The organism is Streptococcus sp. 1001283B150225_161107_H12 (assembly GCF_015552665.1).
Classification (GTDB): domain Bacteria; phylum Bacillota; class Bacilli; order Lactobacillales; family Streptococcaceae; genus Streptococcus.
In genome coordinates, this window is the sequence record NZ_JADNFC010000008.1 from 43233 (window position 1) to 67394 (window position 24162).

20 protein-coding genes are annotated in these 24162 nt (G+C 40.9%); 17 read left to right on the top strand and 3 right to left on the bottom strand.

Features of this window, described 5'->3' with window-relative positions; all coding sequences use genetic code 11:
- The first annotated feature begins 108 nt into the window (after positions 1-108).
- Positions 109-324 (top strand): hypothetical protein, encoded by a 216-nt coding sequence (locus I2C87_RS09575; RefSeq protein ID WP_006594972.1) that lies wholly within the window; start codon positions 109-111, stop codon positions 322-324.
- A 195-nt stretch (positions 325-519) separates the two neighbouring features.
- On the opposite strand, the gene I2C87_RS09580 is transcribed toward I2C87_RS09575, so the two are convergent.
- Both I2C87_RS09580 and I2C87_RS09585 read right to left on the bottom strand, forming a co-directional pair.
- Positions 520-1260 carry an amino acid ABC transporter ATP-binding protein gene (locus I2C87_RS09580; RefSeq protein ID WP_009732258.1) on the bottom strand — a complete coding sequence of 247 codons (741 nt, stop codon included), beginning with the start codon at positions 1258-1260 and terminating at the stop codon, positions 520-522.
- On the bottom strand, positions 1260-2822 hold the full coding sequence (locus I2C87_RS09585; protein ID WP_048788757.1) for an ABC transporter substrate-binding protein/permease: 1563 nt from the start codon (positions 2820-2822) through the stop codon (positions 1260-1262). Before I2C87_RS09585 ends, I2C87_RS09580 begins: the two co-directional genes overlap by 1 nt.
- Positions 2823-2942: 120 nt before the next feature.
- Between I2C87_RS09585 and I2C87_RS09590 the strand changes: the two genes are divergently transcribed.
- The 10 genes from I2C87_RS09590 to I2C87_RS09635 all read left to right on the top strand — a co-directional run bounded on the left by I2C87_RS09590 (position 2943) and on the right by I2C87_RS09635 (position 13873).
- Positions 2943-4850 (top strand): DUF2207 domain-containing protein, encoded by a 1908-nt coding sequence (locus I2C87_RS09590; protein WP_195324788.1) that lies wholly within the window; start codon positions 2943-2945, stop codon positions 4848-4850.
- A gap of 159 nt (positions 4851-5009) precedes the next feature.
- On the top strand, positions 5010-5846 hold the full coding sequence (locus I2C87_RS09595) for an undecaprenyl-diphosphate phosphatase (RefSeq protein WP_195324790.1): 837 nt from the start codon (positions 5010-5012) through the stop codon (positions 5844-5846).
- A 165-nt stretch (positions 5847-6011) separates the two neighbouring features.
- Entirely contained in the window at positions 6012-6758 is a 747-nt protein-coding gene (gene mecA / locus I2C87_RS09600; protein ID WP_006594967.1) for an adaptor protein MecA, read from the top strand.
- Positions 6755-7912 carry a glycosyltransferase family 4 protein gene (locus I2C87_RS09605; RefSeq protein WP_195324792.1) on the top strand — a complete coding sequence of 386 codons (1158 nt, stop codon included), beginning with the start codon at positions 6755-6757 and terminating at the stop codon, positions 7910-7912. The genes mecA and I2C87_RS09605 overlap by 4 nt, the downstream gene beginning before the upstream one ends.
- A gap of 86 nt (positions 7913-7998) precedes the next feature.
- The gene (gene sufC / locus I2C87_RS09610) at positions 7999-8769 is read left to right on the top strand and encodes a Fe-S cluster assembly ATPase SufC (RefSeq protein ID WP_048692034.1); all 771 of its coding nucleotides are present in this window, start codon (positions 7999-8001) and stop codon (positions 8767-8769) included.
- Positions 8770-8810: 41 nt separating this feature from the next.
- Positions 8811-10073, top strand: a complete 1263-nt coding sequence (gene sufD / locus I2C87_RS09615; protein WP_195324795.1) for a Fe-S cluster assembly protein SufD — start codon at positions 8811-8813, stop codon at positions 10071-10073.
- Between the two features lie 2 nt (positions 10074-10075).
- Positions 10076-11302, top strand: coding sequence for a cysteine desulfurase (locus tag I2C87_RS09620; protein ID WP_195324797.1), 1227 nt, complete (start codon positions 10076-10078; stop codon positions 11300-11302).
- Positions 11289-11723, top strand: a complete 435-nt coding sequence (sufU, locus tag I2C87_RS09625) for a Fe-S cluster assembly sulfur transfer protein SufU (protein WP_195324800.1) — start codon at positions 11289-11291, stop codon at positions 11721-11723. Before I2C87_RS09620 ends, sufU begins: the two co-directional genes overlap by 14 nt.
- A gap of 145 nt (positions 11724-11868) precedes the next feature.
- Positions 11869-13281 (top strand): Fe-S cluster assembly protein SufB, encoded by a 1413-nt coding sequence (gene sufB / locus I2C87_RS09630; protein WP_006594961.1) that lies wholly within the window; start codon positions 11869-11871, stop codon positions 13279-13281.
- Between the two features lie 19 nt (positions 13282-13300).
- Complete coding sequence (locus I2C87_RS09635; protein WP_195324802.1) at positions 13301-13873, top strand: hypothetical protein; 573 nt, start codon at positions 13301-13303, stop codon at positions 13871-13873.
- A gap of 66 nt (positions 13874-13939) precedes the next feature.
- Here I2C87_RS09635 and pbp3 read toward each other — a convergent pair whose 3' ends face one another.
- Entirely contained in the window at positions 13940-15181 is a 1242-nt protein-coding gene (pbp3, locus tag I2C87_RS09640) for a D-alanyl-D-alanine carboxypeptidase PBP3 (RefSeq protein ID WP_233332433.1), read from the bottom strand.
- Positions 15182-15354: 173 nt separating this feature from the next.
- On the opposite strand from pbp3, the gene I2C87_RS09645 reads away from it, so the two are divergent.
- The 6 genes from I2C87_RS09645 (at position 15355) to I2C87_RS09670 (ending at position 23987) form a co-directional block, all read left to right on the top strand.
- Complete coding sequence (locus I2C87_RS09645; RefSeq protein ID WP_126403802.1) at positions 15355-17319, top strand: peptide ABC transporter substrate-binding protein; 1965 nt, start codon at positions 15355-15357, stop codon at positions 17317-17319.
- 180 nt (positions 17320-17499) lie between these two features.
- Positions 17500-19485 carry a peptide ABC transporter substrate-binding protein gene (locus I2C87_RS09650; protein WP_195324804.1) on the top strand — a complete coding sequence of 662 codons (1986 nt, stop codon included), beginning with the start codon at positions 17500-17502 and terminating at the stop codon, positions 19483-19485.
- Between the two features lie 64 nt (positions 19486-19549).
- The gene (locus tag I2C87_RS09655) at positions 19550-21049 is read left to right on the top strand and encodes an ABC transporter permease (protein WP_129822746.1); all 1500 of its coding nucleotides are present in this window, start codon (positions 19550-19552) and stop codon (positions 21047-21049) included.
- Positions 21049-21975, top strand: coding sequence for an oligopeptide ABC transporter permease OppC (oppC, locus tag I2C87_RS09660; RefSeq protein ID WP_048692005.1), 927 nt, complete (start codon positions 21049-21051; stop codon positions 21973-21975). The genes I2C87_RS09655 and oppC overlap by 1 nt, the downstream gene beginning before the upstream one ends.
- Positions 21976-21986: 11 nt before the next feature.
- Positions 21987-23054 (top strand): ABC transporter ATP-binding protein, encoded by a 1068-nt coding sequence (locus I2C87_RS09665; protein ID WP_125335844.1) that lies wholly within the window; start codon positions 21987-21989, stop codon positions 23052-23054.
- A 9-nt stretch (positions 23055-23063) separates the two neighbouring features.
- A complete protein-coding gene (locus I2C87_RS09670; RefSeq protein WP_048714745.1) occupies positions 23064-23987 on the top strand; it encodes an ATP-binding cassette domain-containing protein in 924 nt (307 codons plus the stop codon).
- The last annotated feature ends 175 nt before the right edge of the window (positions 23988-24162 follow it).

A 24162-nucleotide genomic window follows, 5' to 3' on the forward strand; every position in this document is an offset into this window, starting at 1 on the left:
AAAATATCTGACTTTTTTAAAATTGTTCGTATTTTCAGCTATTATGGTTGACAAAATATGCAAAAAATTTTATATTAGTATTGGAAATAATAATATAGGAGAAGAATCATGGCTAAATCGAACTTCGAAAAAGTGGAATCAGTTGTTGGTTGGGTACGTGATAAAAAGATCACTGGCTATCGTATCAGTAAAGAAACGAACGCCCGTGAAATGTCTATCATTGCACTTGCGCAAGGTCGTGCAAAAGTGAAAAACATTTCGTTTGAAACTGCGCTTGGCTTGATCGATTTTTATGATAAGAATCATCAAAAATTCGAAAATTAAACTTAGATATAAAAAAGAAGGGAAAAAGCTTCCCTTCTTTTTATATAGTATAAATCAGGATATCGTAGGAAAGTATCACTAGCTTACTTCATATCTATCATAGGATTTCAACAAGTTTATGAGAGGAATCGTGCTTTCAATTGATGGTATTTAAAAACTCCCTCATCGGAAGGATTTCCAGTGAGGGAGTTTGTTTTAGTTTAAGAAACGTTGTAAGAATTCTTTGGTCCGTTCTTCTTTTGGATTGGTAAAGATTTCTTTCGGATCACCTTGTTCAGCGATGACCCCCTTGTCCATAAAGATAACACGACTTGAGACGTCTCGTGCAAATTCCATTTCGTGGGTTACCACGATCATGGTTAAGCCTTCTTTGGCTAAGTCTTGCATAATTTTAAGAACTTCTCCGACCATTTCAGGGTCCAGAGCAGAGGTTGGTTCATCGAACAAAATGGCATCAGGATCCATAGAGAGAGCACGAGCGATAGCGACCCGTTGTTTTTGTCCTCCTGAAAGTTGTTTTGGACGAGCAGCCCAATAAGGTTCTCCCATACCAACTTTCTCTAAATTCGCTTTAGCAATCTTCTCAGCCGTTTCTCTGTCCCGTTTTAGGACAGTTGTCTGAGCGACAATGGTGTTTTCTAAGACATTTAAGTTTTCAAATAGGTTGAAGCTTTGGAAAACCATGCCCAATTTTTCCCGATAGTGGGTGAGATCATAGTCAGGATCAAGAACGTTTTGCCCCCGGTAGAGGATTTCCCCATCAGTCGGTGTCTCTAAGAGATTGATGGAACGAAGGAAGGTAGATTTCCCACTACCAGAGCTCCCAATGATAGAGATTACTTCGCCCTTCTCAACAGAAAGAGAGATGTCCTTCAAAACTTCGTTTTGACCGTAGGATTTTTTTAAGTGTTTGATTTCAAGTATTTTTTCTGCCATTATTTCACCTCTTTGACTTGCATTTGATTGGCACCTGTTGTATAGGTATCAGAATCTAAGCGACGTTCGATGTAACGAAGGATACGGGTGATAGTGAAAGTCAGGATAAAGTAAATAACCGCAATAATAGTAAAGGTTGGGAAGTATTGGTAGTTTTGAGTTGCGACCGTATTTCCTGTAAAGTAAAGTTCGACCACGGAGATAACATTCAAGACAGATGTATCCTTGATGTTAATGACAAATTCATTCCCTGTCGCTGGCAAGATATTGCGAATAACTTGAGGAAGGACGACCTTGCGCATGGTTTGTCCATGGGTCATTCCTAGAGCAGTCGCTGCTTCAAACTGACCAGTATCCACTGCTAAGATTCCTCCACGAACAATCTCGCTCATATAAGCCCCTGTATTGATCGAAACAATAAAGATGGCGGCCCAGGTACGATCCAAGGAAATGTTGAAGGCTTGGGCTGAACCGTAGAAAATAACCATGGATTGAACGATCATCGGAGTTCCGCGGAAGATTTCAATGTAGACATTGAGGAACCAACCAAAGAATGTTTGCAAGGCAGCGAGAGCCTTGTTTTTAGACATAGGTGCAGTCCGGAAGACACCGATCAACAAACCGATAATCAAACCAGCAATGGTCCCTGTCATGGAGATGAGGAGGGTCATACCAGTTCCACGTAAGAACTGTGGGCCATTATCTTTCAAAATCTTCATCATTTGGCTGAAGAAAGTCTGCTCATCATCACTAGCATCGCTGGAAGCTGGTTGCTTCTTGATCATATCATCCATGAGTTTGACTTGGTCTTCAGATGAAATTTTCGCTAGTGCCGCATTGACTTGGTCAAGTCTAGCGTCACCCTTCTTCATCCCGATAGCGATGGTCGCATCTTCTTCCCCAACTTCAAATCCTTTTTTGAATTGGATCATCTTAAATTTTGAATTAGCGGACTCAGCTGTCAAGGCTTCTGGACGCTCAGAAACATAGGCATCGATAACACCAGATTCTAAAGCTTGGCGCATTTGAGCAAAGTCTCCCATTGCAGTTTCTTGTTTTGCACCCTTGAGTTGGGAGATGAGCGAGTAGAGGTAGACCCCTTGTTGAGAGGTGACCTTGGCATCCTTAAAGTCATCTAAACTAGTGGCATTCGCATAGTTTCCATCTTTGCGGACCAGCATGACTGGCTCACTAGTATAGTAGCTATTAGAAAAGGCAACCTCTTTTTTGCGCTCAGCAGTAGGACTCATCCCGGCGATGATCATATCGATTTTCCCAGAAGTGAGGGCTGGAATTAGTCCGTTCCAAGATGTTTTTACGATCAGAGGTTTTTTACCTAGTCCCTCAGCAACCTTTTTGGCGATTTGAACATCGTACCCGTTGGCATATTGATTGGTGCCATCAATCTTTACGGCTCCATTTGAATCATCTTCTTGAGTCCAGTTGAAAGGAGCATACGCAGCCTCCATTCCAATCCGGAGATACTCATCTGCTTTGACAATATGGCTCATTCCCAGACACAAAAGTAGTCCGGTAAAGAGAGCATAAATTGTTTTTTTCATGTAGTCTCCTCTTCCTTTATAAATAGTATCATCTTATTGTACAGGAAATTGGTCTACTTTTCAAACCTGATAACCTTTTCATGAAAAAATGCTATAATAAACCAAAGGAGTATAGGGGAAATGAAAAAAATTCTGTATGTTCTATTGGCAGTGATGGCCTGTCTATTTATAACAGGTTTTGTAAAAGCGGATGGTCCTTCCTATGAGGTTCAGTCTTATCGGGGGACTCTTACCTTGGAAACTTGGGACGATGCTACCTATGAGGAAGAATTGGTCTATCATTTTACAACTTCCTATAATGGTCAATATGTCAGCTTGGGAAGTGCTGGTAAAATGCCTCAAGGTTTTGAAATAGTAATTCCTCCTTTGGTGGAAGTGGAAGGTAGAACCTTGTCGCAAGAACCAGAAGTTCATAATTTAGGCGATGGTTATCAGGTGAAGATTTATAACGGCGGAAGTGCAGGGGATACTGTCAAGATAAAGGTTACCTGGCGCTTAAAAAACCTGCTCTATGTTCACCAAGATATCCTATTATTGAACTGGAAACCAATCAGTGATGGGGATCAAGAGGTCAAAAAAGTAGAGTTACAGGTTATCCCGAAATTTGCCACAGCTGCCTCGAAATCGGAACTGAATATCCATACGGCTTATATGGGGGCTGAGGCAACTGTTCAGAAAGAAGAAGCAAACTATAAGGCTACTCTAGAGAATCTGAAACGAAAAGAAGGTGTTGAAATTTATGCTTACTGGCGGAAATCGGATATAGCTTCCTTTGGGGAATCCTATCGCGATACAGGTTTGATGGAGGAGTCCAACTATCATCGGACGGAAGCAGGAATTGTTCAAAAACGGACCTGGATTCGCCTATTTATGAAGGTCCTACTCCCAATCCTTATTCTGTTCTTCCTTCTTCTTGCTATTTATTATCGTCATCGATTCATACAATCTGTGACTTCTACCAGAGTTTTCCCAAAAAATAGCCGCTTGTATGAGATTCCAAATGACGTTGCGCCTCTACTAATGGCCTCGATTGTATACTCTACAGAGCTAGATGAGATTTCTCCAACCAAAAAACACGCTCGGGGCGTCTTTAAATTTGATCAGTTGGTGCAAGCAACCTTACTTGATTTGATTGATCGAAAAAATATCATCTGTGAGCAATACGACACTCATACAGTTTTAACCATTCAAAATGAAGATACATTGGATGAATTTGAGCGCGAATTTCTTAGACTAGCTTTCGGTTCTCAAAAATATTGTAGAACAGATGACTTGTTTTCAGATTATGAAATTTCGGATTCTCTCTATAAATATGCCTCTGAAAAAGATCAAGATGCTATTCGCAAGCGTGGAAAACAAGCGCAAGATCGGATTGATGCAGCGATTTCTCGTGTCGCTCAGGCAGTTCAACAAAAGATCCAAACCTTTGCCCTTTCTCCTTACTACCGTCCTTTAGAGGCAGGGGAGGAACGTGCAGGCCGTATGTGCCTCTTCTTTGGATGGGCAGCATGGAGCATTGCTTTGGTAGCCGGTCTAATTGCTTATTTCATCTTGAATTGGCTCTCTATCTTTTGTGTGATCTATGTGTTGGTGATGTGGATTCTTCCAGCATCCTTCCAAGGGAAGTTCACCCTCTATCGACGGGATGGAGTCCCAACGGACCTCGGTGCAGAACAGCGCTATTACTGGGATAGCTTCCGTAATATGTTGCGGGATATCGCTCATTTGGAAGAAGCAGAAGTTCAATCGCTGGTTTTATGGAATCGCTTATTAGTCTATGCTACTCTGTTTGGTTTTGCAGATCAAGTAAGTAAAGTGATGAAACTTCGTCAAATCCACTTGGATAACCCAAGTATGGATGCCTATGTCTACACTCCATTTCGTAGTAATCTGATCCATTCCAGCCATCTCTTATCTACTTATGGAACGACCGCGACAACTGCTAGTCATTTTACAGTGTCTTCAAGTGGTAGTTCTGGTGGTGGCTTCTCTGGTGGCGGTGGTGGCGGTGGCTTCGGTGCTTTTTAGAGTCGCACAAGTGCTAGCTAGCCACAGTTGTAGTTACAATTTTAGAAAAGTGAGGTAGGATCTACCTCACTTTTTTAGTCTATGCATCCTTGCAAGCGCATCTGGTTCTATGGCTAGAAATGTGTTATAATATAGCAAATGTAAGTTTAGGAGAAGAAGATGTTTATCATTGAAGTGATAAAAGCGATTATTTTTGGAATCGTTGAAGGAGTCACCGAGTGGCTTCCAATCTCAAGTACAGGTCATTTGATTTTGATTCAAGACTTTATCCAGTTTAAGGATCAAAACTCTGCCTTTATGGAGATGTTTAATGTTGTTATTCAGCTTGGTGCTATTATGGCCGTCGTCGTGATTTACTTCGACAAGCTTTATCCCTTTAAGCCTGGAAAATCGAAAAAAGAGGTGAGACGGACTTGGCAATTGTGGGCCAAGGTTGCTGTGGCGACCCTGCCTTTGCTCTTTGTCTTTAAATTAGATGATTGGTTTGAAGCTCATTTTCATAACTCTTTTTCTGTAGCCATCATGCTGATCACCTATGGTTGGGCCTTTATTTACCTTGAAAAACGAGAGCAAGTAGAGCCAGAAGTGACGGAATTACACAAGTTGCCTTATAAGACTGCTCTCTATATTGGTTTGTTCCAAGTCTTGTCACTTTTCCCAGGAACCAGTCGGTCAGGTGCAACAATTGTAGGTGGTTTGGTCAATGGAGTTAGCCGCTCCGTTGTGACAGAATTTACCTTCTATCTGGGGATTCCTGCCATGTTTGGAGCTAGCCTATTAAAGGTCGCTAAGTTTGTCTTGGGAGGAAATGCTTTAAGCTTCAGCCAAGGAACAATCCTTTTGGTCGCTATGGCAGTTGCCTTCGGAGTCAGTATGGTAGCGATTCGCTTCTTGACAGATTATGTTAAAACTCATGACTTCACAGTTTTTGGAAAATATCGGATTGTTTTGGGAGCGATTTTGCTGGTCTATGCAGTAATTAAAATCTTTATCTAATCATGAGATAGGAGTGCTTCTTCTTTCTCTTCAAATGGCTATGTTTGAGGGGGGAGGAAGTGCTCTTTTGTTTAAGGTTTTTTCATATCTGAGGTGGGGGGTCATGTTTTGAAAAATATGTCCCTTTTTAGTATAATAGAAAGACTAACAGTATGAGGTGCAGTCATGAAGATGAAGCAAATCAGTGATTCAACCATAAAAATCACGATTCAATTAGAGGATTTAGAGGAACGAGGCATGGAAATGGCCGATTTTTTGGTGCCTCAAGAAAAAACAGAAGAATTTTTCTATACCATCTTAGATGAATTGGAAATGCCAGAAAGCTTCTTAGACAGTGGCATGTTGAGTTTCCGAGTGACTCCTAAGCCGGATAAGCTCGATGTTTTTGTGACCAAATCAAAAATTGACCAGCATCTAAATTTTGAAGATTTTTCCGACTTGCCTGATATGGAAGAATTGTCGCAAATGTCTCCGGACGAATTTATCAAGACCTTGGAAAAAACCATCTCTGAAAAGAGTAAGGGAGACGGCGATGCTATCCGTCATTTAGAAGCTGAGGAATTGGCTGATGAGAATCAGCTTTCAGAAGAAGATACACCGAATCATCCAGTAGATACACGGTATATTTATTATATCCTCCAGTTTTCTCAGTTAGAAGAAGTGATTCGGTTTACAAAAACAGTTCATTATGCGGTCGAGACTTCGGAACTTTATAAAATGGACGGGGTTTACTATTTAACCGTCTTGATTGATTTGGAAGGGTGCCCGCAAGATTATCCAGGTTGGCTCTTGGCAACCATGCGTGAATATGCGGAAGATACAGATACTACTAGAGCTGTCCTCCAGGAACATGGCCATCTCTTGCTCGTCTCAGATGCTATTCACGAACTTCAAAAGGTTAATTTGGTATGATTACTTTTCCATTACAATTTATCCTGGTCCTGATTGCAACTTTTTTGATCAGTTTGATTCTAACTCCCTTTGTGAGGTTACTGGCCTTTAAAATAGATGCCGTAGACTATCCAAATGCGCGTCGGATCAATAAAAAACCAATGCCCAGCGCTGGTGGTTTAGCCATTCTTCTTGCTTTCACCATTGCAACCGTGGTATTGCTACCGATGATTACCAAAGGCTATGTAGCTAAGACATCATATCTGACCTATACTTTACCAGTTGTTGTTGGAGGATGGATCATTGGCCTGACTGGTTTAATCGATGATATAAAAGAATTATCACCGCGGTTAAAGATGTTGGGGATTTTCCTAGGGGCCAGTGTGATCTGGTTCTTTACAGATTTTCGCTTAAATGATTTCAAGATCCCTTTTGGAGGGCCATTTCTTCATTTTGATCCCTGGTTGTCCTATATTTTAACAGTCATTTGGATCATTTCGATTACCAATGCAGTCAATTTGATTGATGGTTTGGATGGCCTGGTCAGTGGGGTTTCGATTATTTCCTTGGTGACGATGGGGATTGTTTCTCATTTCTTTCTCCCAGTGCCCAATCTCTTTCTGACTATGACGATTTTTGTCTTAGTCATGGCCATTGCTGGTTTCTTCCCCTTTAATTATCATCCAGCGATTCTTTATTTAGGGGATACAGGAGCCCTCTTCATTGGTTTTATGATCTCTGTTTTATCCTTGCAAGGTCTTAAGAATGCGACGGCTGTTGCAGTTGTTACGCCGATGATTATCTTGGGAGTTCCCATTACGGATACCTTTTTAGCGATTGTTCGTCGGACTCTCTCTGGTCAGAAGTTCTATGCCCCAGACCGTAATCACTTGCACCATCGCCTACTTTCTTTGGGCTTAACGCATCGTGGAACCGTCTTGGTCATCTATGGAATTTCGATGATTTTTGCTATGATTTCTCTTCTATTGAATATTTCGACTCGTATTGGTGGCGTTCTGCTTGTCATCGGTTTGGTATTAGGAGTTGAATTATTAGCAGAATTGATTGGAGTCCTAGGTCCTAACCATAGTCCGCTCCTAAATTGCTTACGCTATATAGGAAATTCTGCCTATCGAGAGGAAGTTCGAAAAAATAGAAAAAACAAGACTAAATAAGAACGATTCTAAACACCAGAAAAGCCTTTTAGGCTTTTTTTTGTTATACTAGATAAGACAAAACTCTATAGCAGAAAGGAATACAAATGTCAGTATTAGAGATTAAAGATCTTCATGTAGAAATTGAAGGCAAGGAAATTTTAAAAGGCGTAAACTTGACCCTTAAAACAGGGGAAATTGCAGCCATCATGGGACCTAACGGGACAGGGAAATCAACCCTATCTGCAGCCATCATGGGGAATCCAAACTATGAAGTGACCAAGGGTGAAATTCTATTTGATGGAGTGAATATCCTTGAATTGGAAGTGGATGAACGTGCTCGCATGGGCCTTTTCTTGGCTATGCAATACCCATCAGAAATTCCAGGGATTACCAATGCTGAATTCCTTCGTGCAGCCATGAATGCTGGCAAAGAAGAGGACGAAAAAATTTCTGTTCGTGATTTTATCACAAAATTGGACCAGAAAATGGAACTCCTCAATATGAAGGAAGAAATGGCAGAACGCTATTTGAACGAAGGTTTCTCAGGTGGTGAGAAGAAACGCAATGAAATTCTGCAATTGTTGATGTTGGAACCGAAGTTTGCCCTCCTTGATGAGATTGACTCTGGTTTGGATATCGATGCCCTTAAAGTGGTTTCAAAAGGTGTTAATGAAATGCGTGGCGAAGGTTTTGGTGCCATGATTATTACCCACTACCAACGTCTTTTAAACTACATTACTCCTGATGTAGTTCACGTGATGATGGAAGGTCGTGTCGTCCTTTCAGGTGGTCCTGAACTTGCTGTGCGTTTGGAGCGTGAAGGATACGCGAAATTAGCAGAAGAGTTAGGTTACGACTACAAAGAAGAACTCTAATCTTGTGTCCAAAACTGAACAGGATCTTTGAGGAGGAGTAAATGACCAAAGAAAATATCAAACTTTTTTCAGAAATGCATGCAGAGCCCCAATGGTTGCAGGAATTGCGCCAGAAGGCTTTTGATAAAATTGATGATTTAGAACTACCCGTGATTGAACGCGTGAAATTTCATCGTTGGAATCTTGGCGATGGAACGATCACAGAAAGTGAGCCGCTCACGGCTGTGCCAGACTTTACTGCGATTGACAATCAATTAAAATTGGTTCAGCATGGAACCCATACAGTATTTGAACAGATTCCAGTTGACTTGGCCAACCAGGGAGTCATCTTTACAGACTTCCACTCAGCCCTGGAAGTAATTCCAGAGGTCGTAGAGGAATTTTTCATGTCATCCGTTAAATATGATGATGACAAGTTGGCAGCCTACCACACAGCTTATTTCAATAGTGGAGCTGTTCTCTATATTCCAGATCATGTAGAAATCGCGGAGCCAATCGAGGGTGTCTTCTACCAGGATAGTGATAGCGATGTGCCATTTAACAAGCACATCTTGATTATCGCTGGTAAGAACAGTAAGATTAGTTACCTTGAACGGTTAGAGTCACGTGGAGAAAGTAGTGCCAAGGCAACTGCTAATATCACAGTAGAAGTCATTGCCCGTTCAGGTGCGCAAGTGAAGTTTGCTGCGATTGATCGTCTTGGTGAGAATGTCACTGCCTACATTAGCCGCCGTGGAAAACTAGGCAAGGATGCTAGCATTGACTGGGCGATCGGTGTCATGAACGAAGGAAATGTCGTTGCTGACTTTGATAGTGACTTGATAGGAAACGGCAGCCATGCAGACCTTAAGGTCGTAGCCCTATCTAGTGGTCGTCAGGTACAAGGGATTGATACCCGCGTAACCAACTATGGTTGCAATTCGGTAGGGAACATTCTCCAACATGGTGTCATTCTTGAAAAGGCAACCTTGACCTTCAACGGGATTGGCCACATTATCAAGGGAGCAAAAGGGGCAGATGCCCAACAAGAAAGCCGTGTGTTAATGCTTTCTGACCAAGCTCGTTCCGATGCCAACCCAATTCTTTTGATCGATGAAAATGATGTGACTGCAGGTCACGCAGCTTCTATCGGTCAGGTAGATCCAGAAGACATGTACTACCTCATGAGCCGTGGCTTGGATCAGGCAACTGCAGAACGCCTAGTGGTTCGTGGTTTCCTTGGATCGGTGATCGTGGAGATTCCAGTCCAAGAAGTTCGTGAAGAAATGATCCAAACCATTGAAGATAAATTATTGAAGAGATAAACATGATAGATGTCGAAAAGATTCGGAAAGATTTCCCGATTTTAGATCAAATAGTGAATGATGAGCCGCTTGTCTATTTAGATAATGCAGCGACGACACAAAAACCAAAAGCTATCCTAGAAGCGGTGAATCGCTATTACCAAGAGGATAATGCCAATGTTCACCGCGGGGTTCATACCTTGGCCGAACGGGCGACCGCGTCCTATGAAGCAGCAAGAGAAACGGTCCGTCGTTTTATAAACGCTTCCTCGACCAAAGAGGTCTTGTTTACGAGGGGGACTACGACAGGTTTGAACTGGATTGGGCGGTTTGCAGAGGAAATCCTCGAAGAGGGGGATGAGGTCCTCATCTCTATTATGGAACACCATTCCAACATCCTTCCTTGGCAGGAAGCTTGTCGGAAGACAGGGGCGAAGTTGGTCTATGCCTACTTGAAAGACGGTGGTCTGGATCTAGAGGATTTCCGAGAAAAATTGACAGATCGAACCAAATTTGTTTCCATTACCCATGCTTCTAACGTTCTCGGGGTGATCAATCCTATCCAGGAACTCGCTCAATTGGCCCATGAAAAAGGAGCCATTATGGTAGTGGATGGGGCCCAATCAGTCCCCCATATGAAAATTGATGTTCAAAAACTAGATGCAGACTTCTTTGTCTTTTCCGGACATAAAATGGCTGGACCGACAGGAATTGGAGTCTTATATGGAAAAGAGCACTATCTCAACCAAATGTCACCTGTTGAATTTGGTGGGGAAATGATTGACTTTGTCTATGAACAATCCGCAACTTGGAAGGAACTCCCTTGGAAATTCGAAGCAGGGACTCCAAATATGGCTGGTGCTATTGGTTTGGCTGCGGCGATTGATTATTTGGAGGCTATTGGCATGGATGCCATTGAGCATCACGAGCAAGACTTGATTGCCTACGTCTTTCCCAAACTTCAAGCAATTGAAGGCTTGAAAATCTATGGCTCCCAAGATTTAGCGAAACGCTCTGGGGTGATTTCCTTCAACTTAGGGGATCTGCATCCTCATGATCTTGCGACTGCCTTGGATTATGAAGGGGTTGCCGTTCGGGCAGGCCACCATTGTGCTCAACCTTTGATCCAGTATTTGGAGGTTCCAGCGACTGCTCGAGCTAGCTTTTATCTCTACAATACAAAGGAAGACTGTGATAAGCTTGTAGAAGCGCTGATAAAAACAAAGGAGTTTTTCGATGGCACTTTCTAAATTAGATAGCCTCTATATGGCTGTAGTAGCTGACCATTCAAAAAATCCCCATCACCATGGAAAGATTGAAGGGGTTGAACAAATCAACTTAAACAATCCAACTTGTGGCGATGTGATTAGTTTGTCTGTTCAGTTTGATGATGAAGGAGTAATCAAGGACATTGCCTTTGTCAACTCAGGTTGTACGATTTCGACGGCTTCTGCTAGTATGATGACGGACGTTGTCCTAGGAAAATCCAAAGAAGAAGTGCTAGAGTTGGCGACTATTTTTTCAGAAATGGTCCAAGGCAAAGAAGATGCCTGTCAAGACCAGTTGGGAGATGCAGCCTTTTTAGCTGGGGTTGCTAAATTTCCACAACGGATCAAGTGCTCGACCCTGGCTTGGAATGCTCTCAAGAAAGCAATCGATGCTCAAGCCTAATGATGAATAAAAGTGATGAAGATTCAAGTCGGTTTTTTAACCGAGCTTCTGGTGAGAAATGATATCAACATTCGGCTGCTGATGGTCCAGACTAGAAAAAGTAATCACATGGGAAGAGCGCTAAAAAGAAAATGAAAGGAAAGATATGACAGAAGAAAGAGTAGAACCAAAACCAATTGATCTTGGTGAATATAAATTTGGCTTTCACGATGATGTAGATCCAATCTTGTCAACAGGAAAAGGGTTGAATGAATCGGTTATTCGCGAGTTGTCTGCTGCGAAAAATGAGCCGGAATGGATGCTGGAGTTCCGTTTGAAGTCTTATGAAGCATTTAAAAAAATGCCGATGCAAACTTGGGGAGCGGACTTGTCAGATATTGATTTTGATGATTTGATTTATTATCAAAAACCATCTGATAAACCTGCACGTAGCTGGGATGAAGTGCCTGAAAAAATTAAGGAAACATTCGAACGGATTGGTATTCCAGAAGCAGAGCGTGCTTACCTGGCCGGAGCAGCTGCTCAGTATGAGTCTGAAGTAGTTTACCATAATATGAAGGAAGAATTCCAAAAGCTAGGAATTATCTTTACGGACACAGATTCGGCTTTGAAGGAATATCCAGACTTGTTTAAGCAATACTTTGCTAAGTTGGTACCTCCAACGGATAATAAGTTGGCAGCCCTCAACTCAGCTGTTTGGTCAGGTGGGACCTTTATCTATGTACCGAAGGGTGTAAAGGTCGATGTTCCTTTGCAGACCTACTTCCGGATTAATAATGAAAATACAGGTCAGTTTGAGCGGACTTTGATTATTGTTGATGAAGGCGCTAGCGTCCATTATGTAGAAGGATGTACAGCACCGACTTATTCAAGCAATAGCCTGCACGCAGCCATTGTCGAAATTTTTGCCTTGGATGGCGCTTATATGCGTTACACGACCATCCAAAACTGGTCCGACAATGTCTATAACTTGGTAACCAAAAGGGCCAAAGCGACCAAAGATGCGACAGTTGAATGGATCGATGGAAACCTTGGGGCTAAAACGACCATGAAATACCCGTCTGTTTATCTGGATGGAGAAGGCGCGCGTGGGACTATGCTTTCTATCGCCTTTGCAAATGCGGGGCAACACCAAGATACAGGTGCTAAAATGATCCACAATGCTCCACATACCAGCTCTTCAATCGTCTCAAAATCCATCGCGAAAGGTGGAGGAAAGGTTGACTACCGTGGACAAGTGACCTTCAATAAAGATTCAGCGAAATCTGTCAGTCACATTGAGTGTGATACCATTATCATGGATGACTTATCTGCGTCAGATACCATTCCATTTAATGAAATCCATAACTCGCAAGTTGCTTTGGAGCACGAAGCTAAGGTTTCTAAGATTTCTGAAGAGCAACTCTATTACCTCATGAGCCGTGGTTTATCAGAATCAGAAGCGACTGAAATGATCGTCATGGGATTTGTAGAGCCTTTCACTAAAGAACTTCCAATGGAATATGCAGTTGAGCTCAACCGCTTGATTAGCTATGAAATGGAAGGATCTGTCGGTTAGGGGATAAAAGGAGAAGCAAATGGGATTCTTAAAAAAATTATTTGGTAATATTGAAAAAGCGAATAAGGGCGAAATTCCTGTTGAGGAAATTGTTCCACCCTTTACAATTGATCTAGCAGAAGAAGCAGATGATTATTGGAGACAAATGGAACAAAATCTCTTGATCAATGCTGTGAAGGCTGTTGGCGGTCCTGATAAAGCGGATCGTGCCTTTATGCTAGTGAATTTTAAGCCGGGTCAAGAAACATTTGATTTGTATTATCAAATCGATGGGAAATTAATTTCTTGGCAAGAATTGGATCCAGAACTTGTAGAAAAAATCCGCCTTCAACTCTTGCCTCAAGCACCAGCAGTGGCCCGTGCAGTCAATGAAAATTACGAAGCTGCCAATGTTCCTGTGATTAGCTATGCCATGCTTCAATTAGAAACGGCGACCATGGCTTGGTTTGGTCGGAAGCTAACAACAGCTACACCTGAAGCTAGCTTATCTTTTGAAGAATTGGTAGCGGGTTGGCGTGCGGTGATTGAACAAGAAATCCCGACTCATCCAATAGACAGCGATACTGCTTTTCCTTATTTCGAAGTTCGATAGAAGTTCTGTTGACAGGAATAAAATAAACAAAAAAAGAGGGTGACCTCTTTTTTTGTTTATGAGCATTTATAGTTTTTCGTTGACGTAACGAACAAATTGATTCCACCACACCTTTAAGAAGAAACTTTTTTGGATATTTTCTCCGCTCACCATTTCCATACTAGGGGCTTTACCTTCGATATACCCTCGACCGATGGGTTCTGGATCAGTGTAGGTAAGGGTTCCGAGAGAAGTACCTTTCTTTATAGGAGCGCTAAATGAAGATTGGCTACTTTTAAAGGTGATTTTAGCTTCTGCTTGGCTTCCTTGTCGTTCGATCACGATGAAGTCATCCTTGGCAACAGCAGTGGCGTTTGTTTTCTTGCCATCGTGAACCGTTGATTTACTGTTGTTGTAAGCTTCGCCTTTGCTGACAATAAGGCTTGGAACGAAGTTTTGGCTCACATAATTCATCAGGTTGGCTGTTGCAACAAATCGTGCGTAAGGGTCACCATCGATTGCCTCAACACCAATGACAACGGTAATCATTCGAATCCCATTTTGATTGGTAGAAGCGACAAATGAGATCCCTCCTTTTTCGGAATTTCCAGTTTTTAGACCATCCACCCCAGCTCGATAGTTGGGCATGTTTTCCAGCATATAGTTGCTACTCTCCAATTGAATTCCAGCAAATTCTGCATGGGAGAGGGAGGTGATTTTTGTAACTTCAGGAAAGTCTTCTAGAAGATGTTTTGCGATGACTGCCACATCATAAGCGCTCAGCTTATTTTCGGTATTTTTCTTTTTATTTTCCTCATCCCCATCAATGATAGATTGATTCAATCCACTAGCATTCACAATCGTCGCATCTGTAATTCCCCAATCTTTGAGCTTTGCTTTCATGAGCAGGACGAATTTTTCTTCGCTACCAGCTACTTTTTCAGCTAAGGCGATGGCGGCACTATTGGCGTTTGATACGAGGAGAGCAGTGAGCAGGTCCTTGACCTTGTATTTACGGGCTTCCATGGGAACGTTGCTGATTCCTTCAACAGCTGTCAGTTGATAGGCTTTATCAGAAATATCCACATCATCAGTTAAAGAGATTTTTCCTTGCTGAATGGCTTCGTAAACGAGATAAGTGGTCAAAAGGTTGCTGATTCCGCCAACCTCTTTTTTCTCATCACTATTTTTTTCGTAGAGTATTTTACCTGTTGTCCCATCGATCGCAATAGCATGCTGGGCTCCAAGGTCTAGGTCCTCCGCTTTTACAGGAGACGTACTGAGAAGCGCAAGCATTAGACAAAGAAGTAAGGTGATTATTTTTTTCACGTTTGAATCCTCGATTGTTTTTTGTCTCTACTATTGTATCATAAAAGAAGGCAACTGCTCTAATCCTATTTTGCTCTCTTAGGACTCGAAGGTCATAGGCAAATTTGAAAGATAGTTGGTAAAATGGAAGAAATAGTGTATAATGGTAGAAAACCTAACATAAGGAGATAGTGATGAAAGTAAATAAACGGTTCGTACTGGCCGGTGTTTCTCTAGCCAGCGCTCTTCTATTGACAGCCTGCGGTGGTGGAAGCAGCAATCAATCTACTTATTCTTATATTTATTCAACAGATCCAAATACATTGGACTACATTGCATCGACTCGTACAACGACGTCTGATATTACAAGTAACCTTGTTGATGGTTTGTTAGAAAATGATAAATATGGAAATTTAATCCCAAGTTTGGCAGAAGACTGGACAGTTTCAGAAGATGGCTTGGTCTATACCTATAAACTTCGAAAAGATGCTAAATGGTACACGAGTGAAGGGGAAGAGTATGGTGCTGTAACAGCTCACGATTTTGTGACAGGAATCAAACATGCTGTGGAATCAAAATCAGAAGGTCTCTTCTTAATCCAAAACTCCATTAAAGGTTTGGATGCCTATGCCAAGGGTGAAACAACAGATTTCAAGACAGTTGGCGTGAAAGCCCTAGATGATTACACCGTTCAATATACCTTGGAACGCCCAGAAAGCTTTTGGAATTCTAAGACGACATCAGGCGTCCTTTTCCCAGTTAACGCAGCTTTCTTAGAATCTCAAGGAAAAGACTTTGGTTCTTTAAAACCAAGTAGTATTCTCTATAACGGTCCCTATTATTTGAAGAATTTAACTTCAAAATCTCAAATTGAACTTGTAAAAAATAAAGAATACTATGATGAAAAGAATGTTCATATTGATAATGTGAAGTTGACTTACAATGACGGATCAGATCCAGAATCAGTCATCAAGAAATTTGAGAATGGACAATATTCATTTGCGACGGTAATGCCAAATAGCTCCACTTATAAGAGTGTGAAAAAGAAATTTGGTGATAATATTGTTTATGGTGTTCAATATGGTACATCTTACTATCTAGGCTTCAACATCGATCGTCAGAAGTATAACCATACAGCCAAAACGACAGATGCTCAAAAATCGTCTACAAAACAAGCGATTTTAAATAAGGATTTCCGTCAAGCTGTCAACTTTGCCTTTGACCGTGAAGCCTATGCTGCACAAACATCTGGCGCAGATGCAGCGACCAAGATTCTTCGAAACACCTTGGTTCCACCGACTTTTGTTCAAGTAAATGGTGAAGAGTTCGGTAAGGTTGTTGAGAAACAATTGGTGACCTATGGGGATGAGTGGAAAGACGTAAATCTAGATGATGCCCAAACCACTCTCTACAATCAAGAAAAAGCCAAGGCTGAATTTGCAAAAGCAAAAGAACAACTGCAAAAAGAAGGGGTACAATTCCCAATTCATTTGGATTACGTTGTTAGTCAGACAGATAACAGTCAGGTACAACAAGCTAGCTCCTTCAAACAATCCGTAGAAGCTGTTCTTGGTGCAGACAATGTTGTCGTAGATATTCAGAAATTATCTGATGATGACTTTAACAATATTACCTACTTTACAGACACTGCTGCTGAGAAAGATTATGACCTTGCAGGCGGAGGATGGGTGCCAGACTACCAAGATCCATCTACTTATTTAGAGAGTTTAAGTCCTGTTAACGGTTCTGTTTTCTACTATCTAGGTGTGGATGCAGGCTCGAATAGCCCTGCTATTTCAGCAGTTGATTTTGGGAAGTATGCAGAGCTCTTAAAAGATGCCAATGCAGAAGTGAGTGACCAGGCTGTACGTTATGAGAAATACGCAGCTGCTCAAGCATGGCTAACCGATAGTTCTTTGATCTTGCCAACTGTTTCAAATGGTGGAACGCCAATGTTGCAACGGACTGTTCCGTATAGTCGTGCAGCTTCATGGGTTGGAACAAAAGGAACTGGAACCAACTATAAATATCTTGAACTTTCAGAAGAAGTCATCAAGACAAAGGATTACGATGCAAGTAAAGAAAAATGGTTGAAAGAAAAGGCTGAATCCAATAAAAAAGCCCAAGAAGAATTAAAGAACCACATCGAATCTAAATAGCTGGGATAGTAAGAACGCATAAGTTTATGTAGGGGAAGGAGCCACTAAAAAGGATTGATTTTTTAGACAGTCCTCCGCTTAGTGGCTCCTTTCACTTGCCAAATATTCAGAAAATTTAGTTTACTTTTTTTCTCACTTATGCTATAATTCTATCTAAATTCAATAAAATGGAGACTCAAAATGAAAAAAAGTAAAGTTTTTGCATTTGCCGGAGTAACATTACTCGCAGCAACTTTCCTTGCAGCATGTTCTGGCTCAAAAGATAGCAAGTCTGCATCAAAAAAAGATACAACATATGGCTATGTTTATACAGATGATCCAACAACTTTGGATTACACTGTATCTTCAAAAGCTTCCGTACACGATATTACAACAAACGGTGTAGATGGTTTGTTGGAAAACGACAAATACGGAAACCTTGTACCATCTATTGCTGAAGATTGGTCTGTTTCAAAAGACGGTTTGACTTATACTTATAAAATCCGTAAGGGTGTTAAATGGTATGATGCCGACGGCGAAGAGCATGGTGAAGTAACAGCACATGACTTTGTTACTGGATTGAAGCATGCGGCAGACAAGAAATCAGAATCTCTTCCATTGGTGAAAGACTCAATCAAAGGATTGAAAGACTACTCAGAAGGAAAAATTTCAGACTTCTCTGAGGTTGGGGTCAAAGCAGTAGATGATTATACGCTTGAATACACCTTGAATCAACCAGAAACTTTCTGGAATTCAAAAACAACTAATGGGGTTCTTTTCCCAATTAGTACAGAATTCTTGAAGAGCAAGGGTGATGAATTTGGTCAACCAGGTAATGTCAAATCAATCTTGTTCAATGGTCCATTCCTTTTGAAATCAATCACTTCTAAATCAGAAATTACTTTTGAGAAGAACGAAGATTACTGGGATAAAGACAACGTTCATATCAACAAGATCAAATTCTCTTATTATGATGGATCAGATCAAGATTCATTGGCGCGTGGCTTTAGTGATGGATCATACACAGTTGCTCGTCTCTTCCCAGCAAGTTCAAACTTTGCGTCTGTTGAAGAGAAATACAAAGACAATATCTACAACACACAACCTGGAGCTGGTGTAGCAGTCTTTGGTTTCAACATTGACCGTCAAGCATACAACCATACTTCTAAGACGTCAGATGATCAAAAATCTTCTACTAAGAAAGCTATCTTAAACAAGAATTTCCGTCAAGCGATCACATTTGCCTTGAACCGCGAAAATTATTCAGCGCAAGTCAATGGTAAAGAATACGCTAAGGCTGCTATTCGAAACATGTACACTGCACCTGCCTTTGTTCAAGTAAACGGTAAAGACTTTGGGGATGTAGTAGCAGACAAGTTGCAAACTTATGGAGATCAATGGAGCGGTGTGAATCTTGCGGACGGTCAAAACGGCCTCTATAGCAAGGAAAAAGCAAAAGCTCAATTTGAAAAAGCAAAAGCTGAACTCCAAAAAGAAGGTGTTCAATTCCCAATCCATTTGGATGTTCCAGTTGCACAAAACTCAACAAACTTTGTGTCACGGATGCAATCCTTCAAACAATCAGTTGAAGAAACACTTGGTACAGAAAACGTTGTTGTGGACCTTCAAATGATGGACCAAGATGAAGTCTTGAACATTACATTGAACGTACCATCAGCTGCAGAAACTGACTGGGATCTTCAAGGGCTTGTAGGATGGAATCCAGACTACGATGATCCATCTACTTACCTTGACACCTTGCAACCATCTTCACCAGACCAAACTAAGACTTACCTTGGATTTGCTGGTGGTGTCGACAATGCTTCTGCTAAAGCAGTCGGTTTAGATGAATTTGCGAAATTGCTTGATGATGCAGAAAAAGAAACGCAAGATGTAGTGACTCGTTACGACAAATTTGCAGCAGCTCAAGCTTGGTTAACAGATAGTGCATTAGTGATTCCAACTATGACAAGTTCAGGTGCTGGAACAGTTGTTTCAAAAGTAGTTCCATTCTCTGGACCTTCATCACAAACAGGTAACAAAGGATCAACTTATTTCAAATATGTTGAAGTTCAAGATGAACCTGTCACTAAAAAACAATATGATCAAGCACGTGAAAAATGGTTGAAAGAAAAAGCTGATTCAAATAAAAAAGCTCAGCAAGAACTAGAAAAACACGTTAAATAATCACCTTCATCAGAACTTTCTCTAATAGGGGAGAAAGTTCTTTTGAACATTAAAGGAACGGAATATGAAAAAATATATATTTATGCGTATTTTACGTTCGTTGGTGTCGATCTTTTTGGTTACGACATTGACGTATACAATTATTTATACGCTAACCCCAAGAAATTTAATTTTCAAAAACGACCCTAACTACAATAAGATTGCAAAGACTAAGGATTCTAAAATCAATTATGAAAACACAGTCTATGATCGTATGGGGTATATAGAATATCTTGATTCAAAAGCTTTGAAAGAAAAAGCAAGCAAGGAAGACTCATCAGTAACTGTAGAGCCTACTAAAGAAAACGAAAAGATCTACAAAAAGTACATTTCTAATCTTGGAAATGGCTGGGTATTGAAACGTTTCCCTGAAAACAAAGGCTTTTACGCAACTCGTGAAGTCCCTGTCTTTGAACGTGTTATTGGATTCTACGGCAACCTGATTCAGATTGATCATCCAAATGTCATCAAAGATGCTTCCAATCCAAAACTTGAACGCTATATTCGCATTGAAAATGACCCAGCTATTGGTTGGTCAGTAGTTGGTTCGGGGACTAAACATAAATATCTTTTGTATTTCAATGGTCAATTCCCGTTCGTTCATCAAAATTTTGTATCGTTAAACTTGGGTGAATCTTATCCAACTTATTCAAATACGCCGGTTCTTCAGGTTATTACACAAGGACAAGGTACTACCAAGAAGAGTGAAGTAAACTTCCCAACAGGGAAAAAAGAATCTTCTATCAATATCTACTCACGTACTTACAAATCACCAAGCAAGGCAGATGCTCAAGATATTGCCCGCTTTGGTGAAGGAGATGCTTATACAGCAACTTTGAGTAACTATGAAAATCCATCCATGATTGTGAGCTCTTCTATTATCGGCTTGATCGGGATTGCAATTGCTTACTTGATCGCAATTCCATTGGGATCATACATGGCCTTGTTGAAGAACACATGGTTTGATAGTGCCTCAACAGCTGTCTTGACATTGATGATGGCTCTTCCAACGATTGCCTTGGTCTACATCGTCCGCTTGGTTGGTTCAATAATCGGTCTTCCAGACTCTTTCCCAGTCTTAGGAGCTCAGGACTGGAGATCGTACGTTCTTCCTTCTGTCATCCTGGGACTATTGACCGCTCCAGGTTTGGCTGTTTGGATTCGTCGTTATATGATTGACTTGCACTCACAAGACTTTGTCCGTTTTGCACGTGCTAAAGGACTCTCTGAAAAAGAAATTTCACGCAAGCATATTTTCAAGAATGCAATGGTTCCAATCGTTACAGGTATTCCTGTTCAATTGGTCTTGGTTATTTCAGGAGCTACCTTGACAGAAACCGTCTTTGCCTTCCCTGGTATGGGTAAAATGTTGATTGATTCCATCAAGGCATCGAACAATACCATGGTGGTGGGTCTTGTCTTCATCTTTACTGTTCTTGCTGTATTTGGAGCAATGGCCGGTGATATTCTCATGGTTATGGTAGACCCTCGTATCAAATTGACAACTAAGAAAGGAGGCAAATAATGTCTACAATCGATAAAAAGAAATTCCAATTTGTTGAACGTGACGACTTTGCCTCTGAAACAATTGATGCGCCGTCGTACTCCTACTGGAAATCGGTATTTCGCCAATTTTTCAAAAAGAAATCAACCATTTTTATGTTAGCAGTCTTGGTGGGGATTCTCTTGATGAGTTTTGTTTATCCAATGTTTTCAAACTTTGATTACAATGATGTAAGTAAAGTAAATGATTTCACTGCTCGTTTGAATCCTCCAAGTGCCAAAGCTTTCTTTGGTACAGATAACAATGGTAAATCGTTGTTTGATGGAGTTTGGTTTGGTGCCCGCAATTCGATTATCATCTCTTTTATTGCTACCTTGATCAACGTTGTAATCGGTGTAGTGATTGGTGGGATTTGGGGTGTGTCAAAATCAATCGACCGCTTCATGATGGAAGTTTATAACGTTATTTCAAACGTTCCATTTATGTTGATTGTTATTGTCTTGACTTACTCAATCGGTGCTGGTTTCTGGAACTTGATTTTGGCGATGACGGTAACAGGATGGATTGGGATTGCTTATTCTATCCGTGTCCAAATTATGCGTTACCGTGATTTAGAGTACAACTTGGCCAGCCGTACTTTGGGGACTCCAACTCTAAAAATCGTGACTAAAAATATTTTGCCGCAATTGGTATCTGTTATTGTGACGACAACAACTCAATTGTTGCCAGCCTTTATTTCAACTGAGGCCTTCCTTTCCTTCTTTGGATTGGGATTGCCAATTACAGTTCCAAGTTTAGGTCGTCTGATTTCAGACTACTCACAAAACGTAACAACCAATGCGTATCTTTTCTGGATTCCATTGACAGTCTTAGTCTTGGTATCCTTGTCATTCTATATCGTTGGACAAAACCTTGCAGATGCCAGCGATCCACGTACACATAGATAGGAGGAGTAGATATGACAAATGATAAAAATGTAATCTTATCTGCTCGCGATATCGTAGTAGAATTTGATGTTCGGGATCGTGTCTTAACAGCCATTCGCAATGTGTCCTTAGACCTTGTTGAAGGTGAAGTCATGGCACTTGTTGGTGAATCAGGTTCTGGTAAATCTGTTCTCACAAAAACCTTCACAGGAATGTTAGAAGACAACGGACGAATTGCTAATGGTAGCATTAATTATCGTGGGCAAGAATTAACAGAACTCAAGTCAAACAAAGATTGGGAAGATATCCGCGGTGCAAAAATTGCAACCATCTTCCAAGATCCGATGACCAGTTTGGACCCGATTAATACAATCGGATCACAAATTACGGAAGTTATTATTAAACACCAAGGTAAGAGTGCCAAAGAAGCCAGAGAAATGGCCATCGATTATATGGAAAAGGTGGGAATCCCAGAAGCGGAACGTCGTTTTGATGAATATCCTTTCCAATATTCAGGCGGGATGCGTCAACGGATCGTTATTGCTATTGCGCTTGCTTGTCGTCCGGATATCTTGATCTGTGACGAGCCAACAACGGCCCTTGACGTAACCATCCAAGCCCAGATCATTGACTTGTTGAAATCATTGCAAAAAGAATATAACTTTACAACAATATTTATTACCCACGACTTAGGTGTAGTCGCAAGTATTGCAGATAAGGTTGCTGTAATGTATGCTGGTGAAATTGTAGAATTTGGTAAAGTAGAAGAAATCTTCTACGATCCAAGACATCCTTATACATGGAGTCTCCTTTCAAGTTTGCCACAATTGTCTACCTCTAAAGGTGATTTATATTCTATCCCAGGGACTCCTCCATCATTGTATTCACCAGTAAAAGGGGATGCCTTTGCTTTGCGTTCAGACTATGCTATGCAAATTGATTTCGAGGAACATCCACCAGTCTTCAATGTTTCAGATACACATTGGGCTAAAACATGGCTCTTACATGAAGATGCACCAAAAGTCAATAAACCAGAAATTATTGATAATCTTCATGAAAAGATCAGTGCGAAAATGGGATTCACTACAATCAAGGACTAGGAGAAGGAAATGACAGAAAAATTAATAGAAGTTAAAGATCTAGAAATTTCCTTCGGTGAAGGAAGTAAAAAATTTGTAGCTGTAAAGAATGCAAATTTCTTCATCAACAAAGGGGAAACATTTTCTCTTGTTGGTGAGTCTGGTAGTGGGAAGACGACAATTGGTCGTGCAATCATTGGTTTGAATGACACTAGTGCAGGTGACATCCTGTATGATGGCAAAAAAATCAATGGTAAGCAATCGCGTAAGGATGAAAATGAATTAATCCGTAAAATTCAAATGATCTTCCAAGACCCGGCAGCAAGTTTGAATGAGCGTGCAACAGTCGACTACATTATTTCAGAAGGTTTGTACAATTATCACCTATTCGAAAATGAAGAAGACCGAGTACGTAAAGTAAAAGAGATTATGCATGAAGTGGGGCTTCTAGCAGAGCATTTAACTCGTTATCCTCATGAATTCTCTGGTGGACAACGCCAGCGGATTGGGATTGCTCGTGCCTTGGTAATGGAGCCAGAATTTGTTATCGCAGACGAGCCAATTTCAGCCCTTGACGTATCCGTACGTGCGCAAGTTTTAAATCTCCTTAAGAAATTCCAAAAAGAGTTGGGCTTGACCTATCTCTTTATCGCACACGATCTTTCAGTCGTTCGATTTATCTCTGATCGTATTGCGGTTATTTACAAAGGAGTTATTGTAGAAGTAGCTGAGACGGAAGAATTGTTTAATAATCCAATTCATCCATACACACAATCTCTACTATCAGCTGTACCGATTCCAGATCCAATTCTAGAACGCAAAAAAGTTCTGAAAGTTTATGATCCTGATCAGCATGATTATTCAACCGACAAGCCAGAAATGGTTGAAATCAAACCTGGACATTACGTTTGGGCAAATAAAGCAGAACAGAAAAAATATAAAGAACTTGTATAATCATAAGAAAACGAGAAGAATATGCTTCTCGTTTTCTATTTTTTGAAAAAAGAAAAACTTTTTTTAAAAAAATAGAAAAAAGATATTGACAAGATTTCATGGTCGTGATATACTAATATAGTTGTCGCGCGAGAGCGACAAAGACCTTTGAAAACTGAACAAGACGAACCAATGT